Raw genomic sequence first — 17,857 nt, 5'->3', positions numbered from 1 at the left:
TAATATTCCAGCCTATACAAAATGACAGAAACAAACTCTCAACAGACCTCTATTAAGAAAATTCTACCACTGATTCTGGCTACTGCTATTTTTATGCAAATGCTGGATTCAACCATTCTGAATACTTCCCTTCCATCTATCGCCAAAGACCTGCACGAATCTCCACTGAATATGCAGAACGCTATTATCAGCTATGTATTGACATTAGCTGTCTTTATGCCCGCAAGCGGATTTTTGGCAGACCGTTTCGGAACAAAGAAAGTATTCATTTTTTCATTGATCTTATTCAGTTTGGGTTCTTTATTCTGTTCATTATCTCAAAACCTCACCCACCTTGTTATTTCAAGGGTTATACAGGGTGTTGGAGGAAGTTTGATGACACCGGTCGGAAAGCTGGCACTCATTAAAACCTTTGATAAGAATGAATTGCTCAAAGCCATGAACTTTGCCATTATCCCCGCACTCATCGGGCCTGTTCTCGGACCTTTGGTAGGAGGTTATATGGTAGATTATCTTTCATGGCACTGGATATTCCTAATCAATATTCCGATTGGCTTTCTAGGGATTATTTTAGGACTAAAATTCATGCCTGATTACAAATCTGATGATGTAGATTTTGATTTAAAGGGCTTTTTAATTTTCGCAGCAGCTTCTCTCCTGCTTTCCATTTCACTGGAACTTTTCGGAGATATACAGAATATTACTCCGGTTCTCATTGTATTTATCCTTGGGTTCCTGTTTCTTTACTATTATTACAAACACGCCAAAAAAGGAGGTCATCCTATTTTTCCTTTAAACCTGTTTCAGGTGAGAACTTTTCGTGTAGGAATTGTAGGAAATCTGGCAACGAGATTAGGAATCAGTTCTGTTCCTTTACTCCTTCCCCTGATGATTCAGATTGCTTATAAACAGTCTGCCGTAACATCCGGGTGGATTATTGCCCCAATGGCTTTGACTGCTATATTCGGGAAATCATCTGTGATTAAAATTCTGGATAAATATGGGTATCGGAAAACGTTAATGGTCAACACTTTCATTATCGGAACCCTGATCTGCATGCTGGCTATTCCTGACATTCATACTTCGTTGTATTGGTTTGTTCCTATTATTGCAATACTTGGATTTTTTAACTCTATACAGTTCACTTCCATGAATACAATTTCTATTGCAGATCTCCGGAATTTCCAGACCAGCAGCGGTAATTCTTTAATATCAGTTAATCAGCAGCTCGCCATTGGTTTTGGGATTGCTTTCGGATTGATTGTATTAAAGTTATATGAAGGTTCGGACCTCATCCAGGGCGAAACTCACAACGCCTTCCGATATACTTTTCTGACAATTGGAATATTAACCATTTTATCAGGATTTGTATTTAGGAGACTTCATATCTCAGATGGGAAGAATATGAAATCGAAAGATGAATAGTTAAAGATTGATTGATAGATTTTTCAAGGTCTTTACATACTACCCTTACCTTCTGATACGAACTTATCACAGATCAATGCATGTGCCTTATAAGTATGGTAATTTTGTTTACATAAAATCAACAATATTATGGCAACTAAACAAGTAGAAATGGTAGTATCTCCAAGACCTGCCCACTTTGTAGGTGACGGTTTTAGAGTTCATAACTTTATTCCGGGCATACATGGATTAGATATGAAGAGAATGGACCCGTTCATTATGCTTGATTATAATTCAAAATTTCATTTCAATGGTTCTGACAGACCAAGAGGTGTAGGTGTTCATCCACACAGAGGTTTTGAAACAGTAACCATAGCTTATAGCGGAAAAGTAGAACATCATGACAGTGCCGGCGGCGGCGGTATCATTGGAGAAGGCGATGTACAGTGGATGACTGCAGCTAAAGGTGTTCTTCATAAAGAATATCACGAAACGGAATGGGCCAAGGAAGGAGGAATCTTTCAAATGGTTCAGCTTTGGGTAAATCTTCCTGCAAAAGATAAAATGAGTAATCCAAAATACCAGGCCATTGAAAATTCTAAAATGGAAAAAGTGGATCTTGGTGAAAATGGATATATAGAAGTCATTGCCGGAGAATTTAACGGGCACAAAGGTCCTGCCTTTACCTTCACTCCTATTCACATGATGAATGCAAAACTTAAAGCTGGTGGTAAAGCAGAATTCAATTTTCCTGCCCATTTCAATACTGCTGCTTTGGTGATTGAAGGAAATATTACCGTTAATGGAGAAGAACATGTGAAAGCAGACCATTTTGCATTATTTAAAAACGAAGGAGAAAGTTTCACAATTGAGGCTCAGGAAGACTCAGTGGTCTTAATTATCAGTGGAGAGCCAATAAATGAACCAATCTTTCCTCACGGACCGTTTGTAATGAATACCAGAGAAGAAATTATGCAGGCTTTTGAAGATTTCAATACCGGAAAATTCGGATACCTTGAAGATTAAAAGGATAGAATTCAATTTTCCTTAATCTTAAATACTCTCTTTTTTACTAACTTTATATATCATTATATCGGGTTGAAGTGTAAAAGATTAATGTTAAGTAATATTGGGGGATATAAACCTTATAGGTTTCAAAAACCTATAAGGTTTGTTTTCTCAACCAGATTTCTCTTAAATACAAAAGATGTTAATCTCTTTAGACCAAGACCTTAATCAACTTTTAATACAAAAAATTATGAAACCGGAATTTGAAAACATACCTCTTGTAAAAACGGACAAAAGATTTGAAATAGAAGTGAACGGGCATCATGCCTTCATTGATTATCGCGAGACTACTCATCAAATTGCATTGATCCATACCGAAGCTGATCCCGAACTTGGTGGAACCGGAGCTGCTGCCGCAGTGGTTGAAAAAACATTGCATTATATTGAAGAAAGCGGCAAAAAACTTCTTCCTTTCTGTCCTTACGTTTTTGCCTTTATCAAAAAACATCCTGAGTGGAAGCGCATCGTGGATGAAAAGTTTGACGGATACGATAAACTGTAAATCTTCATCAACATTATTTAAACAAACCTTAAAAGCATTACATCATTATGTCAAATATTGGACTTATCATCGAAGAAAAAGCAGCAGATATCGGGAACTTTCTGGTAGGAAGACTTCTTCCGTTCCGTGAAAAAAGAGCTGTAGGACCTTTTGTTTTTATTGACCATATGGGACCTTCGGAATTAAAGGATTATCAAAACCTTGATGTTCCGCCCCATCCGCATATCGGGTTATCTACATTAACTTATCTGCTTGAAGGCTCGATTTTCCACAGAGACAGTATCGGAAGTGCTCTTGAAATCAAACCTGGAGCTGTAAACTGGATGACTGCCGGAAAAGGAGTGGTACATTCTGAAAGAACTCCGGAATATTTAAGACACAGCGACAAGAGACTTCACGGATTCCAGATCTGGGTAGGCCTTCCTAAACATCTTGAACAGTCTGAACCTACTTTTCATCATATTGAAGCGGATGAAATTCCGGTTTGGGAAGAAGATGGGATTCAGTATAAATTAATTGCCGGAGAAGCATTTGGTAAAACCTCTCCTGTTCCGGTACACAGTAAATTATTTTTCATCGAAATAAAAACCAAAGAGGCTAAGAAAATCAGCATTGGGAAAGATCTTTATGGAGAAGCTGCCATGTATGTTCTGGATGGAACTGTAACAACAGAAGGTAACTCTTACGGTTCCAAACAGCTGATGATTGCAAAAGATACCAAGCTTTGCGAGTTTGATATGAGCGAAAATGGTACAGTCTATCTTTTCGGCGGCGAACCTTTCGATGAGGAACGTTTTATCTTCTGGAACTTTGTAAATTCTGACAAGGAGATAATTGACCAGGCTAAAGTAAACTGGAATGATCAGAATCATGATGCCTTTCCTTTGGTTCCTGGTGATGAAGATGAGTATGTTCCATTACCCAAAGCCATTTTAAACAGAAAATAACCTCATCAGATAAAGAAACCATGAAAATATTAGCATTTGCAGGAAGCACTTCATCAACTTCCATTAACAGGGAGCTGGTAAAGTTTGTATTAAAGGATTTTCAGGAGGAAGAGATCAACTTAATTGACTTAAATGATTTTACCATGCCTGTTTTCTCTGTAGATCTTGAAAAGAAAGGATTTCCGGATGAAGCACACCAATTTTTAAAGGTGATTGAAGAGTGTGATGTAATTATTTGCTCCCTTGCAGAGCATAACAGGTCTTACAGTGCCGCTTTCAAAAATGTTTTCGATTGGGCTTCAAGGATTAATGTGAAGGTATTTCAAAACAAACCGATGCTTCTGATGAGTACTTCTCCCGGCGGTTATGGTGGCGGAAATGTTATGAATACAGCGAAAACATTTTTCCCTCAATTTGCAGCAGATATCAAGGATACTTTTTCATTACCAAAGTTCTATGAGAATTTTGATCTTGAAAGCGGAGTGATTAATCCTGATATGCTCCGTGAGCTGAAAGCAAAGATTGAAAACTTTAAAAACGAAATTAAAAACAATGACTAAAGGAAGACTGGAAGCCTTCAGTGATGGAGTTCTGGCCATCATTATCACAATCATGGTTCTTGAACTGAAAGTACCGGAAGGAAGCAGCTGGGCGAGTCTTAAACCTCTTGTTCCCAAGTTTTTGGCTTATATTTTCAGTTTCATCTATGTAGGAATTTACTGGAACAACCATCATCACCTGTTTCAGGCAGTAAGAAAAGTAAATGGCGGTATTCTTTGGGCCAATCTTCATCTTCTGTTCTGGCTTTCTATGATGCCTATTGCTACGGAATGGATTGGTAACACTGGTTTTGCAAAAAATCCTGTGGCTACTTATGGAATTGGGCTGGTGATGTGTGCTATTGCCTATACTATTCTGGAAAATCTTATCATCAAATATGAAGGCGAAAGTTCTAAGCTAAAGGAAGCCATTCATTCGAAATATAAAGAAAATATATCCATTATATTTTATGTCCTTGGAATCGCTACTTCATTTTTTTATCCTTATATTGCCATAGGTTTTTATTATATAGTGGCTCTTATATGGCTGATTCCGGACAGAAGAATCGAAAAATCATTAAAAGACGATTAATATGGAAACACACGAATATCCCAACGGCGACATTACTGTAATCTGGCAGCCTCAAAAGTGTATCCACTCGGCTGTATGTGTAAAATTGCTTCCCAAAGTCTATAATCCAAAAGACAGACCCTGGATAAAAGCAGAAAATGCAACCCCTGAAGAATTAAAAAATCAGATAGATCAATGTCCATCCGGAGCATTAAGTTATAAATTCAACACTGGAAAATAATGGCGGTAACAGTAAAAGCAAGTTTAGGAAAAACAAAATATTATACAGAGGTAACAGCGGGTGAAAATACCATCATTACCGATGAACCTGTAGATAAAGGCGGGCAAAACAAAGGTTTCAATCCATTAGAAATTCTGGCAACTTCCCTGGCAAGCTGTACAGCAGCAACCCTGAGAATGTACATTGAAAGAAAGGAATGGGATGTAGAAAACATTAATGTGGAAGTAGAACTTGAAAATTTTCCTTTAACCAAAAGAGCCGTCTTCAAAAGAGACATCAGCTTTGATGGAGTTTTGGACCCGGAACAAATGAAAAGGCTTCACACCATTGCAGATGCCTGCCCTGTACATAAAATATTAACCAACGATATCGAAATACTAACCAAATTCTCATAGAATATGATTGAAGTAAAACAAAACAACGACGAAAAACACGGAAGTTTTGAAGCTTTCATAGATGGAAGACGCGCAGGAATGATGACCTACACCTGGGCAGGAGAAGAACGATTTATTATAGACCACACGGAGGTGGAAGAAGCCTACAACGGAAAAGGAGTAGGTAAGGAAATGCTTTTGGCAGCTGTAGATTTTGCAAGAAAAAACGGGAAGAAAATTATTCCGTTGTGTCCTTTCGCGAAAGCCAGCTTCCAGAAGAGTGAGGAATTGCAGGATGTTTTGGTGAACTAATCACTGCTTCCACCCTTACAATACAGCCTTTCAGAATAATCTGGAAGGTTTTTTATTTATACTGTCTAGTGTTTTTTATTTTAACGCTGAGTTCACAAGGACTTATTTAAATTCCTAAAAAGCGTTCGCAAGGGCGTTTCACTCAGCAGAGATTGGATTACATACTGTTTTTTCTTAAATGCAAAGGTTTAATTATCTTGCTGTTATATTTTAAGGAAGCTAAGAGTGAATCGATTTTCAATCGATTTGATAAAGCGAACTGCCATTCGTTATTATTAAAAAATAGAAATGATGAAAACAGAGAGAATAATTGCTTATATGAGCTTCATAACTTCCTGCTTCCAGCTCCCAGCTTCAAGCCGACTTTGTCCCATGTTCAGGTCACTTCCCCAGAATAATTACATAAAAATTGCCTCAGCACTAAATTCACGATTCACGATGGTTCTTTTTTATATATTTGCTAAAATTTAAAATCTAAGCATGAATCCAGGAACTGTCCTTTTGCTGTTTGTCTTTATTTACTTTATCGGCCTTTTGGTGATCTCTTATTTCACCAGCCGAAATTCAGACAACCAGTCCTTCTTTATCGGTAATAAAAAAAGTAAATGGTGGCTCGTTGCATTCGGAATGATAGGCACCAGCTTAAGTGGGGTTACTTTTATTTCAGTTCCGGGAACCGTCGGGAAAATGACCGGCTCTGAATATATTTATGGTGGTTTTGAATATTATATGATGGTGATTGGCTTCTTCATCGGATATTTTATCGTTGCAGCCATCCTTCTGCCCCTGTATTATAAGATGAACCTTACTTCCATTTATACCTATCTGGGAAAAAGATTCAATGTGGAAGCCCATAAAATCGGGTCTATATTCTTTATTATTTCAAGAGCTATTGGAGCAACAGCAAGGCTATATCTGGTAGTGAATGTGCTGCAGATTTTCCTTCTTGAAGGATTAGGAGTTCCGTTTTGGGTAACTTCTATGGTGCTTTTACTGATGGTTCTTCTCTATACTTTTGAAGGTGGTGTAAAAACGATTGTGATTACAGATACTTTACAGACTTCCTTCATGATTATCAGTTTGGTGGCTTGTATTGTGTATATTCTATCCAACCTTAACCTTTCTTTTGGCGAAGCGTATACGATTTTGGAACAGAAAAATTATACTCACTTTATCAACTTTGATCCTAATTCCAAGACGTTTTTCCTTAAAACCATTCTGGGGGGAATCTTTATTACGATTGCCATGACCGGGCTGGATCAGGAAATGATGCAGAAAAACATCTCTGTAGACAACCTTAAAAATTCAAAAAAGAATATGTTAACTTTCGCAGGAACCCTGCTGTTGGTTAATCTTGCTTTCTTATTCCTGGGAGGGCTGCTTTATCTTTTTGCTTTGCAGCATGGAGCAGAATACGGAACCACTGGAACTGATCCTGTGAGCAATATCTTCGGATTCAAAGATGCAGCAGGAAACATTAATAATATTATGGGTGATGATCTATTCCCTGCCCTATCTCTTAATGGTCATTTCCCAATGATGATCTCTGTTATTTTCATCATCGGATTGATATCTGCATTATTCCCTTCTGCTGATGGGGCTTTAACGGCGGTAACCAGTTCGTACTGTGTAGATTTACTAAACCTTAATGAAGATAAAAACAAAACAGAAAAAGAAAAGAAAAGCCTTCGTATGAAAGTGCATTTAACTTTCACGGTGATGTTCTTCATTTTAATCATGGTGTTCAAAGCCCTGAACGACAAATCTATTGTTTATCTGATCATGGAAATTGCCGGATATACCTATGGCCCGTTATTAGGACTTTTTGCTTTCGGAATCTTCACCAAATTCAAAATTTCCAAAAAGTATTCAATTCTTACAGTAACTATTTTAGCTCCTATCATCACTTATTTAATCAATTTTGCGGTAACAACTTATACAGACTATAGAATTGGTGTTGAGCTAATTGTTCTTAATGGATTATTGACATTCATAGGCCTATGGCTGGTAAAAGATAAGCAGCATTTAAGAGTCGTTTAATCTAAAAACCACAAAATAACAGTAATGAAATTATTCTTTTTTCTGTCTTTTTACCTCTTTACCAATACAATCGTCAACGCACAGAGTGCTGTTGATTTTGCCAATCTTACAAAATACAAAGATGAAAATACAAGTATTGTAAGTTCAAAGAAAAAAGTGGATGTTGTCTTTATGGGTAATTCGATTACAGAAGGCTGGGTAAAGAGTCATCCGGAATTTTTCTCAGAAAACAACTATACTGGCAGAGGAATCAGCGGACAAACGACATCACAGATGCTACTCCGTTTTCAGAGTGATGTTGTCGCTTTAAAACCAAAGTTAGTGATCATTAATGCGGGAACCAATGATATTGCACAAAATGCAGGCATTTATGATCCTGATTTCACTTTTAATAATATCAAAGCTATGGCTGATATTGCTCAAAACAACGGAATTAAAGTAATCATTGCTTCCGTGTTACCAGCAGCAGCATTTCCATGGCGTAAAGAGATAACAGAAGTGTCCCAAAAAGTAGACGCCCTGAATAACAGGTTAAAGCAGTATGCAAGCAACAACAAGTTCATATTTGTAGATTATAATACTGCGATGCGGGATGCAAAAGGTGGGATGCGTGAAGGACTCTCAAAGGATGGTATTCATCCGGTTCCTGCAGGGTATGCCATCATGGAACCCATGATTAAAAATGCAATCCATAAAACATTAGGAAAAAAATAAAAATTCAAAAAAATATATTTTATTAACTATGAAAAAAATTATTTCGCTCTTCATCTTTGTATTAACTTTTGGATCCGTGGCTGCTCAGGAGAATTTTGAGGTTTCCACTTTAAGAATCGGGCCTTATAAGATCTTCATGGAAAAAAGTGAAGCAGAAAAAATTTCCGGTACCAAACTGAAAATTTCTGATGGGGAGCAAAAGAATGGGGTAAAATACAATGGAGAGGCTATCAATATTGAAGTTTTCCAGGGTTACGGTGGTGAAGCAAAACCAGATGCTGTTACAATTACAGGCCTGTCAACCACCAGCAAAAAATTCAGAACCAAAAGCGGAATGGGTGTTGGAAGTACAAGAGATGAGCTTATCAATACGTACAGAAATTATCCTACATTCAGTGTTCGTCCGGAAGTAGACAATAACGGTAAACGTATTAAAGATGCGGGATACTTTAATATTGATGACTATGATGCAGGAACTCAGTTAACATTTAAATTTGTTAATAATATTGTTACTGAAATTACTGTTTACATCAACGAAGGCTGCTAAAAGCAGGAAAATATTTAAATAAAATAAAATCCGGATCATTATATCCGGATTTTTGCATTTCCATAAGCCGGTAAAAAATTGTAAATTCGCGTGCAAATAAATCAGATATAATGAGTAAAAGTATTGAAGAGTTAAAATCTCTTACTACACAGATCAGAAGAGACATTTTAAGAATGGTTCACGCTGTAAATTCAGGACACCCGGGAGGAAGCTTAGGTTGTACAGAGTACTTTACAGCACTTTACGGAAAGGTGATGAACTATCATCTTCCTTTTACGATGGAAGGCAAGAATGAAGATCATTTTTATTTATCAAACGGGCACATTTCTCCTGTATACTACTCTACTTTGGCAAGATTCAACTTCTTTCCGGTAGATGAATTGAGAACTTTCAGAAAGCTTGATTCAAGATTACAGGGACACCCTACTACTCATGAAGGTCTTCCGGGAATCAGAATTGCTTCAGGTTCTTTAGGACAAGGGCTTTCTGTAGCTTTAGGAGCGGCTTTAGGTAAAAAAATGGACGGAGACCAATCTCTTGTTTACTCTCTTCACGGAGATGGTGAGCTTCAGGAAGGTCAGATCTGGGAAGCACTGATGTTTGCTGCTGCTAAGAAAGTAGATAATATCATTTCGACTATTGACTATAACGGACGTCAGATTGACGGTGATACTGATGATGTATTAAGCCTTGGGAATCTTCATGCTAAACTTGAAGCTTTCGGATGGATTGTTTTAGAAGAAAAGAATGGTAATGATCTTGAAGCGGTAATCGGTATTCTTGAAAGAGCAAAAGCTGAAACAGGAAAAGGGAAGCCTGTAGCAATCATCCTTCACACAGAGATGGGTGCCGGAGTAGATTTCATGATGGGATCTCACGCTTGGCATGGTAAAGCTCCTAATGATGAGCAATTGGAAACTGCATTCAAACAATTGTATTTAGAAGCTCCTGCTGACTACTAATCTCTAACCATCAGTTAAACTCTCGATTAATAAAAATAAAAATGAAATATACATATACAGAAAAAAAGGACACACGTTCAGGATTCGGAGCTGGATTAGCTGAGCTTGCTGACAAAAACCCTAATGTAGTAGCACTTTGTGCTGACCTTATCGGATCTTTGAAAATGGAGAAATTCATTGAGAAAGCTCCTGAAAGATTTATCCAGGTGGGTATTGCAGAAGCGAACATGATGGGACTTGCTGCAGGTCTTAGCATCACAGGAAAAATTCCTTTCACAGGAACTTTCGCTAACTTCTCTACTTCAAGAGTATATGATCAGATCCGTCAATCTATTGCTTACTCTGGTAAGAATGTAAAAATCTGTGCATCTCACGCAGGTCTTACTTTAGGAGAAGATGGAGCTACTCACCAGGTATTGGAAGATATCGGAATGATGAAAATGCTTCCTGGAATGACTGTAATCAACCCTTGTGACTACAACCAGACCAAAGCGGCTACTCTTGCTATTGCTGACCACGAAGGTCCTGTATATTTAAGATTCGGTAGACCCACTGTTCCTGTATTTATCCCTGAAGATATGCCTTTCGAAATCGGAAAAGGAATCATGCTTCAGGAAGGTACTGACGTAACGATTGTTGCAACAGGACACCTTGTATGGGAGTCTCTTGTGGCTGCTGATGAGCTTGAAAAAGAAGGTATTTCTTGTGAGGTGATCAACATCCACACGATTAAGCCTCTTGACGAAGAGATCATCTTAAAATCTGTTGAAAAAACAGGGAAAATTGTAACAGCTGAAGAGCACAACTACCTTGGTGGTTTAGGAGAATCTGTTGCAGGAATACTTGCAAGAAGAAGACCTACAAGACAGGAGTTTGTAGCAGTAAATGATACTTTCGGAGAATCTGCAACACCAGCTGAATTGATGAAGAAGTATAAAATTGATGCAGAAGCTGTAAAAGAAGCTGTAAAAAGAATTTTAGCTAACTAATCATTAGCATTAGCATAATACTTCGGGCTGTTTCTTTGAAACAGCCCGAAGTATTTTATTGAATGAGTGATTCAATGTTGGAGTTTTTCAATATAGTTGTCATGGTTGTAGCTTCTACCCTACTTATTCGTTTTTTATGATTCCCGTTCATTAAAAGGAATTCCTACAGCAATCAGAATTGGGCATAATATTTCTTTTATATACTCATCTTCTCTCTCAATAGATTTCTTGGAGCCTGAAAAGTAATTGCTGATCCTATAGTTTTTCACAAACTGATTTCGCTTCTTTCCAATGGAATAATAATACACACCTCTTTCATCATTGATAAAATAGGTCATTTCATCGAAGGTCATTATCTTTTTGGAAAGTATCCATTTTTTGTAAATACATTTCTCAGATTTATCAAAAATATATTTTACAGGAATCCTGAAAAACAGATCGAACAGGAAATAGATCATATAGATGGCCCATATCATCAAAGCTATTTTAAACTGATCTCCCGACATTTTATCCATAAAGTAATAGATGATCACAGGAAGCGCAATAACTCCCAATGCTAACCACCATACCAGTGTTTTCAAAAAATCATAATTGGGCATTAGGCTTATTTCACTGCCGTTCTCTTCAAATTTATAACGGTCTGTTATATTCATTACCCGGCTCATTAATTTTCATGATGTCTTCCGTTTCATTCACCATTTTTTGGATCCCTTTTTGTGAAAGTGCTTGCCCGACAGTCAAATATTTTTCTTTTCCATCTACTTCAAAATGAATGGACAATATCACATTGGTTGTAATAAAGCCCAGATATTTTGTGGCTAAAACCTGAAAATTGGTAAAATCCTTGATATCGTACGTTTTGGCAGGAACAAAGATGGTATGTTTTCCGGTGATCGTTTTCCGGTCCATATCGATGATAAACTTCTTGGTAAAGAAATTAATAACAATAAGCACTACAACAGCTATCATAATAAGGCTTACGGTTCTTGCATTGTTAAAAATCAACCCTGCAATCACTAATAAGATAAGGCACAATATCGTGATGAAAACAGGCTGATTTTTAAAAATATATTGATTGCCTTCCTGTTTGTAAAATTGATAAGAATTCATGATAATGTATTTGTATATATTGAGTTTACGTATTATAAAATTTTGTCTGTATACGATTGGTAATGTTGTTCGATTTAATCTTCATTAATGGTTTCAGGAGATTCAGGCCTGTTCATAAGCTTTCTTCCAGATATTTCTCAAATTCAATATTGAGTTTTTAAGATCTTCCATTTCCTGATTCTGTTTTTTAAATTATGGATGGATATGGCTGAGGCAATTATTTATTCCGCTTCATTTTATATAATGAAATGTGTTTTTTTATTGTTCATCCTTAATTTAATTACCTCAGATATCTGCTTTTATATTAATCTACAAAATTGTTATAACGATTAAGAACAGTATTTGCTTCGCTTTCAAGGTCATCAAGATCACTGTTCAGATCACTGCTATTCTCATTCAGGCTTCTCTGAACAATCCTCATTTTACCCAGGAAATCATTCAATGCATTATTGAGCGCTGTATAACTGTTTTCTTTCTGCTTTTCTGAAGATGGAATTTTTTCATCAACATTTCTTGTGTACAATTTTTCCATCTGCTGATATTGCTGGGCAAATTTCTGTTTGTAGGCATTCAGATCCGTAATATCATAAGAATCGTCAATGATCTTTTGAGTAAACTCCATGGCTTCCTTGGATTGGATAATATGATCTTTTAACGGATGCCCTTTAAGCACTTCTATCTCAGCTTGATCTGCTTTTGGAGAAAGTTTAGCAAACAGTTCATTGGCTGCTTTACGGTTCTCCTGGATCAGTTTATTGGCTTTTTCAGAGATTTCTGTAATTTTTTTTCCTTTGTCGTCCTTCCAGTCTTCTGCGGTTTTATAAGTTTCCAGATCTTTTTTAAGAGTCTGTAACTGAGTGGCCGTATCTTTCATCTTATCCACAAGAACCTGATAATCCTTCCCTAATACATCCGGAGCTTTAATCTCCTGATTGATCCACATCATAATAGTAGGTGTAAATATGGGAGACATTCCTGAATATTGTGGATTGGCTGTTATATTCTTTACATACTCTTCCATTTGAGTGAGTGATTCCTGAAAGTTTTTAATAAACTCTGCCTGGGCTTCATCCATTTTCACCACTTTATTATTAAAGGAAACGATATCCCTGTTTTTATCTCCTGAATTAACACTGAAAGGATTTGCCTGTGTACTATTTCCGCTCTGTGAAAGCTTTTCTTTAATTTTTTCCAGTTTATCGCAGGAAATCAGAGAAAGACTCAGGCTCAATATTCCTGTAATGAGCAATATCTTTTTCATCATCTAATATTAAAAGTTTTTATATATTAAAAAATTCTGAGTATTTGAAGTTCTATCCTATAAATGAGAATTTATCTTCAACCATTTTCCCGATCAACGGCAAAGGTTTTTCAACTTCATTAGCTGCATTAATAGCACCAATAATCATCAGTACCAATGGAATAAAGCCTAATATACTTAAGATACCCAAATGAGTCACTGAAAGTAAAATTCTTAAAACAACTGACAGAATAATTGAAAAAATAATCAATCCTAAAGACTGCTTAAGATGATATTTTAAAAGGCTGCCAGCCTTTTCTTTTCCAGCAATAAACGAGATTAACCACCCGATAATGGTTATGTACGATACGATAGATAATGTTTTGTTGTCCATGATAAAGTTTTTTTAATTACTCTTTTTAATTTTTTTGCTGAGCCAAAATTGCAGAAGAAGAACGTAACTCCAATTTTTTGTGTTACTACAAAACAACTTCAACCTCAAAAAAGAACGTCTACAAAACGTCTACAATTCCATACAATACACTAATTAACAAATACTTAAATTCTTATTGTGTTTTTATTTTCTTTTATAAATCATTAATAATTTTCTCCAATTTTTGTACTTTCACCTCATGAAACTGCAGTTCTATTTTTTATATTTTATATTCTTTACATGTATTCTCTGCCCGGCACAAAATGCATTCATTGATAAGCTTAAAAATCAGTTAAAGAGTAACAGTTCTGCTGAGGAAAAATTTAAAGTTTATAATGAGCTTACAGAATATTACAGAGTAAGCGACCAATATCCTGTTGCTGAAAAATATATTCAGGAACAATTAAAATTGGCCAAAAGTGAACATAATTATACAGAAGAAGTAAAAGCTATGGTTCAGAATGGCATTATAAAATTGAACCAGTCTCAATATGATAAAATCCCATTACTTATGGATGCGGCCAATGCCTCCGCTCAAAAAACAAATGATAAAATAGCTTCCCTCTATGCTTCTTACCTGAATATTTACTATAATAATGCCCTGGGAGAATCTGAAAATACCATGAAACTTATTCAGAAAATACTTCCACAGGTTGAAAAACTGCCTTCAGAAATTCTGCTGAATGCAAAGCTTAATTATCTCCTCTATGGCATTCACTCTGAATGGAATGATGCCAAGAATGCCACGCTTTATGCTCAAAAAGCAGTAGAACTGGCCCAAAAATCAGGAAATAAAAATATGCTGAGTTCCGCATATTCTGCCATGGCAGTTTGTTATTACTTTCCGTATGAAAAAACCGGGGATGTAAAGGATTTAGAACGTGTTATAGGAATGTGTAAAAAGGCTGTTGCACTTTATCAGCAGTTTCCGGGGCAGGTCTCAGCTCATGCCCATGCTTTAGCTTTATTGAACCTGGCCAATTACTATCTGAGCTATCCGATAATTACTCCTGAAATCCGTAAGGAAATTCAGGATAAAGCCAACGAAATTCTGAATCTTACCCGGCATACCACTTTAAATCAGGGAATCCAGGCAGGTGCCCTCGGAATCCTCAGCAATCTTGCCACTCGTGACCAAAATGATGCCTTATCCGAACAGTATCTTTTAAAAGCGGAACAAATTTTATTGACTCAGAAGCCTGTATATTATCACGTCATGATTAATGTTGTGACTGATCTTTCCAAGCTGTATGAAAAACAGAAAAACTATCAAAAGGCCTATGAGTATCAGGCTAAAGTAACGGAATATAACAATCTGCTTTACAATGAAGGACAGGCCGAAACAGCAAAAAGACTGGAAGCCCAGTTTCAGTCTCAGAAAAAAGAAACTGAGCTAAAAGTTCTGACAGAAAAAACATTGAGTCTGAAGAAGGAAAAATTCCTATATATCGGATTAGGGCTTATAGGATTAATTGGTGCTTTTTTTATGTTTCGTTCCTATCATTATAAATTACGTTACTCCATAGAAAGAGAAAAGAAACTTAATACGGAAAAACACGAAGCTGAGATGCTTGTAAAGCTTAAGGAAGAAGAGCAGGCCAGATTAAAGGCAGAACAGGAACTCTTAACACTAAAGCAGCAGAAACTCCAAAGTGAAGTGCTGGCCAATCAGCTTCATATCCAACATAAAAACGAAGTTCTTCAGCAGCTTCAAACTCAGCTTTCAGATGCTGATATTAACATCAACCAGGTAGTCAGGGAACAAAACCGTGTAGATAACGATTTTGAAAAGATCAGGTTTACCATCCAGGAATTGCATCCTGACTTCTTCAAAAATATTAATGAAAAGGCCAAGCAGAAACTGACACCACTAGACCTTAAATACTGCGCTTATATCTACCTTGGAATGGATACCAAACAAATTGCCAATCTTCTCAACGTAGAGCCTAAAAGTGTAAGAATGACCAAGTATCGTCTTAAAAAGAAATTCGGACTGGATGAAAATATAGCTCTGGATACCTTTTTCCAAGGAGTATTTTCTGAATAACTATAATTTTCAGCTCATCAATACACACATGATATAGTTCTTTTAAGTCCTTGTATCATTTATTAGCTATAGCAACAATTATTTTAATTTTTTACATAAGAAATTATATAATTGAGCATTGTGTATGATTTATGTACAATAGAAAATAATACTGTTTTATATTTTCATTTATTTAATTTTTCCTTTTTTCTTTTCATTCAATAATTCATATCATTTTAAATTCCCACAATCCTATTAAAACTCACTAAAATTCAATAAAATAAATAGGATAAAATCTGTACACAACACAAAAATCTGTAATAAAATTTACAAATAAATTACAAAAATTATCACCATTGCGTGATGTAATTCTTTTTAGTTTTGAACGATCAACGTTGACGGAATTCTGTATTTAAATTGTATGTGTACAGTACAAATTAAACATAAGAATGAATCACCCAATGTCAGGGATTATATGGCAGATCATTTTATTTAATAAACAAAAAACTATCAAAATGAAAAAATTAGTTGGAATGAAGAGAAATTTCTCTTCTCTGGAAAACAAAAAAATCAACAGAGATGATTTGAAAACAGTTCAAGGAGCTCTTTGTTATGAAACATCAGAAAACGCAACATGCTTTGATAAAAGAACTTATACTGATGCAGGTGTAAAAATAAAAACATTGTATGTAGGCGAAAATTGCGGCGGATTATAATATTATAGAGGGTTTATCCCTCTATTTTTTTCAATTTAATGATTTAAGGAAGTGAATCTATTATAGATGTTCAGTATTCATTTCACAATTAAACCACATCAATTCCATGCAAAACCATAAATACAGTTTATTTATATTCACCATCTTTATTTTCATCTTTATTTTGTTCTCATGTAAAACTAAAGACATTAATTATATTAATTATTATAATAAAGTTTACACCATAGACAGTATTCATAGGATACATAAAGACACTCTGGCAACCATAAAAAGGTATAAAAAATTATTCAAACAATATCCACCGGTTCAGAATGAGAGAATTACCGAATATGAAGTCTATATCAAAATGGCAGACAAATATCATAAGAACTTTGGCGGGGTAAAAAGTCTGGATAAACTATTAGCGCAAACAGCACCTTACTGGCCACCCGACCGGGACTTTTATCAGTTATATAAAAGACATGGAATAGACAGTGCACAAGTGGAACAAAAGTTTCAGCAATGGAAAAAAGGACTTAATCAGGTTCTGGTAGATTCATTCTCTATTGCTTTTAAAAGAGATCAATATAACCGGCATATTAAGGAAACTGTTGAAATGAATGATAACAAAAATGCCAAGCTTTTAATCTGGACGTTAAAAAATTATGGATATCCATCAATGCAAAAAATGGGACTTTGGGGAGATAACAGAACACTAATGTCTATGGGAATGATGCTTAACCATATGGCTTATACAAAGTACTATGAATACTTCAAAACAGAATTACTGCAATATGTAAAATCCGGAGAATGTACGCCAAGAGATTATATTGATATGGTAGATAAATATCAATATGTGAATAATGGGATAACAATGTACGGAATATTCATGCGCTATAGTGAAGCCAATCTAAATGCTGCTGATTCTGCCAGAATAGATAAAAACCGTGCTGCTATAGGTTTTCCCAGAATGAAAACTTCTGTGAAAATAGCCAAAGACTTTTTTGATAAGCTTAAAAAGCAAAAAAATCATTAAATGCCTTTCAGTTATCATAAAATTCATCACAAATCCGAAGATAAAGTTGTTAAAATTCAAATAGTTCTTATCTGTAAGCCTAATAAATTGTTTTTTATAAAATCAGA

At 35.8% G+C, this 17,857-nt stretch carries 21 protein-coding genes; 17 read left to right on the top strand and 4 right to left on the bottom strand.

The features are described 5' to 3' along the window. Nucleotides 1-21 precede the first annotated feature (21 nt). The 14 genes from BBH99_RS19295 (at nt 22) to BBH99_RS19230 (ending at nt 11,210) form a co-directional block, all read left to right on the top strand. Nucleotides 22-1,425 (top strand): MFS transporter, encoded by a 1,404-nt coding sequence (locus BBH99_RS19295; protein ID WP_066699648.1) that lies wholly within the window; start codon nt 22-24, stop codon nt 1,423-1,425. 129 nt (nt 1,426-1,554) lie between these two features. Continuing rightward, nucleotides 1,555-2,430 carry a pirin family protein gene (locus tag BBH99_RS19290; RefSeq protein WP_066699646.1) on the top strand — a complete coding sequence of 292 codons (876 nt, stop codon included), beginning with the start codon at nt 1,555-1,557 and terminating at the stop codon, nt 2,428-2,430. Between the two features lie 232 nt (nt 2,431-2,662). After that, nucleotides 2,663-2,974, top strand: a complete 312-nt coding sequence (locus BBH99_RS19285) for a GNAT family N-acetyltransferase (RefSeq protein ID WP_066699655.1) — start codon at nt 2,663-2,665, stop codon at nt 2,972-2,974. Nucleotides 2,975-3,021: 47 nt separating this feature from the next. Then, nucleotides 3,022-3,921 (top strand): pirin family protein, encoded by a 900-nt coding sequence (locus tag BBH99_RS19280; protein ID WP_066699645.1) that lies wholly within the window; start codon nt 3,022-3,024, stop codon nt 3,919-3,921. A 20-nt stretch (nt 3,922-3,941) separates the two neighbouring features. Further along, nucleotides 3,942-4,481, top strand: coding sequence for an NADPH-dependent FMN reductase (locus BBH99_RS19275; RefSeq protein ID WP_066699643.1), 540 nt, complete (start codon nt 3,942-3,944; stop codon nt 4,479-4,481). Continuing rightward, on the top strand, nt 4,474-5,052 hold the full coding sequence (locus BBH99_RS19270; protein WP_066699641.1) for a TMEM175 family protein: 579 nt from the start codon (nt 4,474-4,476) through the stop codon (nt 5,050-5,052). The genes BBH99_RS19275 and BBH99_RS19270 overlap by 8 nt, the downstream gene beginning before the upstream one ends. A 1-nt stretch (nt 5,053) precedes the next feature. Continuing rightward, on the top strand, nt 5,054-5,272 hold the full coding sequence (locus BBH99_RS19265) for a (4Fe-4S)-binding protein (RefSeq protein ID WP_066699640.1): 219 nt from the start codon (nt 5,054-5,056) through the stop codon (nt 5,270-5,272). Then, a complete protein-coding gene (locus BBH99_RS19260) occupies nt 5,272-5,667 on the top strand; it encodes an OsmC family protein (RefSeq protein ID WP_066699638.1) in 396 nt (131 codons plus the stop codon). Before BBH99_RS19265 ends, BBH99_RS19260 begins: the two co-directional genes overlap by 1 nt. 3 nt (nt 5,668-5,670) lie before the next feature. Continuing rightward, the gene (locus tag BBH99_RS19255) at nt 5,671-5,958 is read left to right on the top strand and encodes a GNAT family N-acetyltransferase (RefSeq protein WP_002984420.1); all 288 of its coding nucleotides are present in this window, start codon (nt 5,671-5,673) and stop codon (nt 5,956-5,958) included. Nucleotides 5,959-6,438: 480 nt separating this feature from the next. After that, on the top strand, nt 6,439-7,998 hold the full coding sequence (locus tag BBH99_RS19250) for a sodium:solute symporter (protein WP_066699636.1): 1,560 nt from the start codon (nt 6,439-6,441) through the stop codon (nt 7,996-7,998). 24 nt (nt 7,999-8,022) lie between these two features. Continuing rightward, nucleotides 8,023-8,712, top strand: a complete 690-nt coding sequence (locus BBH99_RS19245) for an SGNH/GDSL hydrolase family protein (RefSeq protein ID WP_066699634.1) — start codon at nt 8,023-8,025, stop codon at nt 8,710-8,712. A gap of 28 nt (nt 8,713-8,740) precedes the next feature. Then, nucleotides 8,741-9,259 (top strand): hypothetical protein, encoded by a 519-nt coding sequence (locus tag BBH99_RS19240; RefSeq protein ID WP_066699631.1) that lies wholly within the window; start codon nt 8,741-8,743, stop codon nt 9,257-9,259. 107 nt (nt 9,260-9,366) lie between these two features. Then, a complete protein-coding gene (locus BBH99_RS19235; RefSeq protein WP_262487211.1) occupies nt 9,367-10,221 on the top strand; it encodes a transketolase in 855 nt (284 codons plus the stop codon). A gap of 41 nt (nt 10,222-10,262) precedes the next feature. Continuing rightward, on the top strand, nt 10,263-11,210 hold the full coding sequence (locus BBH99_RS19230) for a transketolase family protein (protein ID WP_066699627.1): 948 nt from the start codon (nt 10,263-10,265) through the stop codon (nt 11,208-11,210). A 134-nt stretch (nt 11,211-11,344) separates the two neighbouring features. On the opposite strand, the gene BBH99_RS19225 is transcribed toward BBH99_RS19230, so the two are convergent. The 4 genes from BBH99_RS19225 to BBH99_RS19210 form a co-directional block, all read right to left on the bottom strand. Continuing rightward, nucleotides 11,345-11,863, bottom strand: a complete 519-nt coding sequence (locus tag BBH99_RS19225) for a hypothetical protein (protein WP_228390852.1) — start codon at nt 11,861-11,863, stop codon at nt 11,345-11,347. Continuing rightward, nucleotides 11,841-12,320: a hypothetical protein gene (locus BBH99_RS19220; protein WP_066699625.1), complete on the bottom strand. Its 480-nt coding sequence runs from the start codon at nt 12,318-12,320 to the stop codon at nt 11,841-11,843. Before BBH99_RS19220 ends, BBH99_RS19225 begins: the two co-directional genes overlap by 23 nt. 304 nt (nt 12,321-12,624) lie before the next feature. Further along, nucleotides 12,625-13,584: a DUF3829 domain-containing protein gene (locus tag BBH99_RS19215; protein WP_228390851.1), complete on the bottom strand. Its 960-nt coding sequence runs from the start codon at nt 13,582-13,584 to the stop codon at nt 12,625-12,627. Nucleotides 13,585-13,633: 49 nt separating this feature from the next. Further along, nucleotides 13,634-13,954 carry an import component protein gene (locus tag BBH99_RS19210; RefSeq protein WP_066699624.1) on the bottom strand — a complete coding sequence of 107 codons (321 nt, stop codon included), beginning with the start codon at nt 13,952-13,954 and terminating at the stop codon, nt 13,634-13,636. Nucleotides 13,955-14,192: 238 nt separating this feature from the next. Between BBH99_RS19210 and BBH99_RS19205 the strand changes: the two genes are divergently transcribed. From BBH99_RS19205 to BBH99_RS19195, 3 genes are all read left to right on the top strand, one after another. Next, nucleotides 14,193-16,040, top strand: a complete 1,848-nt coding sequence (locus tag BBH99_RS19205) for a helix-turn-helix transcriptional regulator (RefSeq protein ID WP_066699623.1) — start codon at nt 14,193-14,195, stop codon at nt 16,038-16,040. Nucleotides 16,041-16,534: 494 nt separating this feature from the next. Further along, nucleotides 16,535-16,735 (top strand): TIGR04139 family peptide modification target, encoded by a 201-nt coding sequence (locus BBH99_RS19200; protein ID WP_165601961.1) that lies wholly within the window; start codon nt 16,535-16,537, stop codon nt 16,733-16,735. 106 nt (nt 16,736-16,841) lie between these two features. After that, nucleotides 16,842-17,750 (top strand): hypothetical protein, encoded by a 909-nt coding sequence (locus BBH99_RS19195; RefSeq protein ID WP_066699619.1) that lies wholly within the window; start codon nt 16,842-16,844, stop codon nt 17,748-17,750. The last annotated feature ends 107 nt before the right edge of the window (nt 17,751-17,857 follow it).

Source organism: Chryseobacterium contaminans, from assembly GCF_001684955.1.
Taxonomy (GTDB): Bacteria; Bacteroidota; Bacteroidia; order Flavobacteriales; family Weeksellaceae; genus Chryseobacterium; species Chryseobacterium contaminans.
Note: the sequence above shows the minus strand (reverse complement) of the source record. Positions and strands in the feature narration are given on the sequence as shown.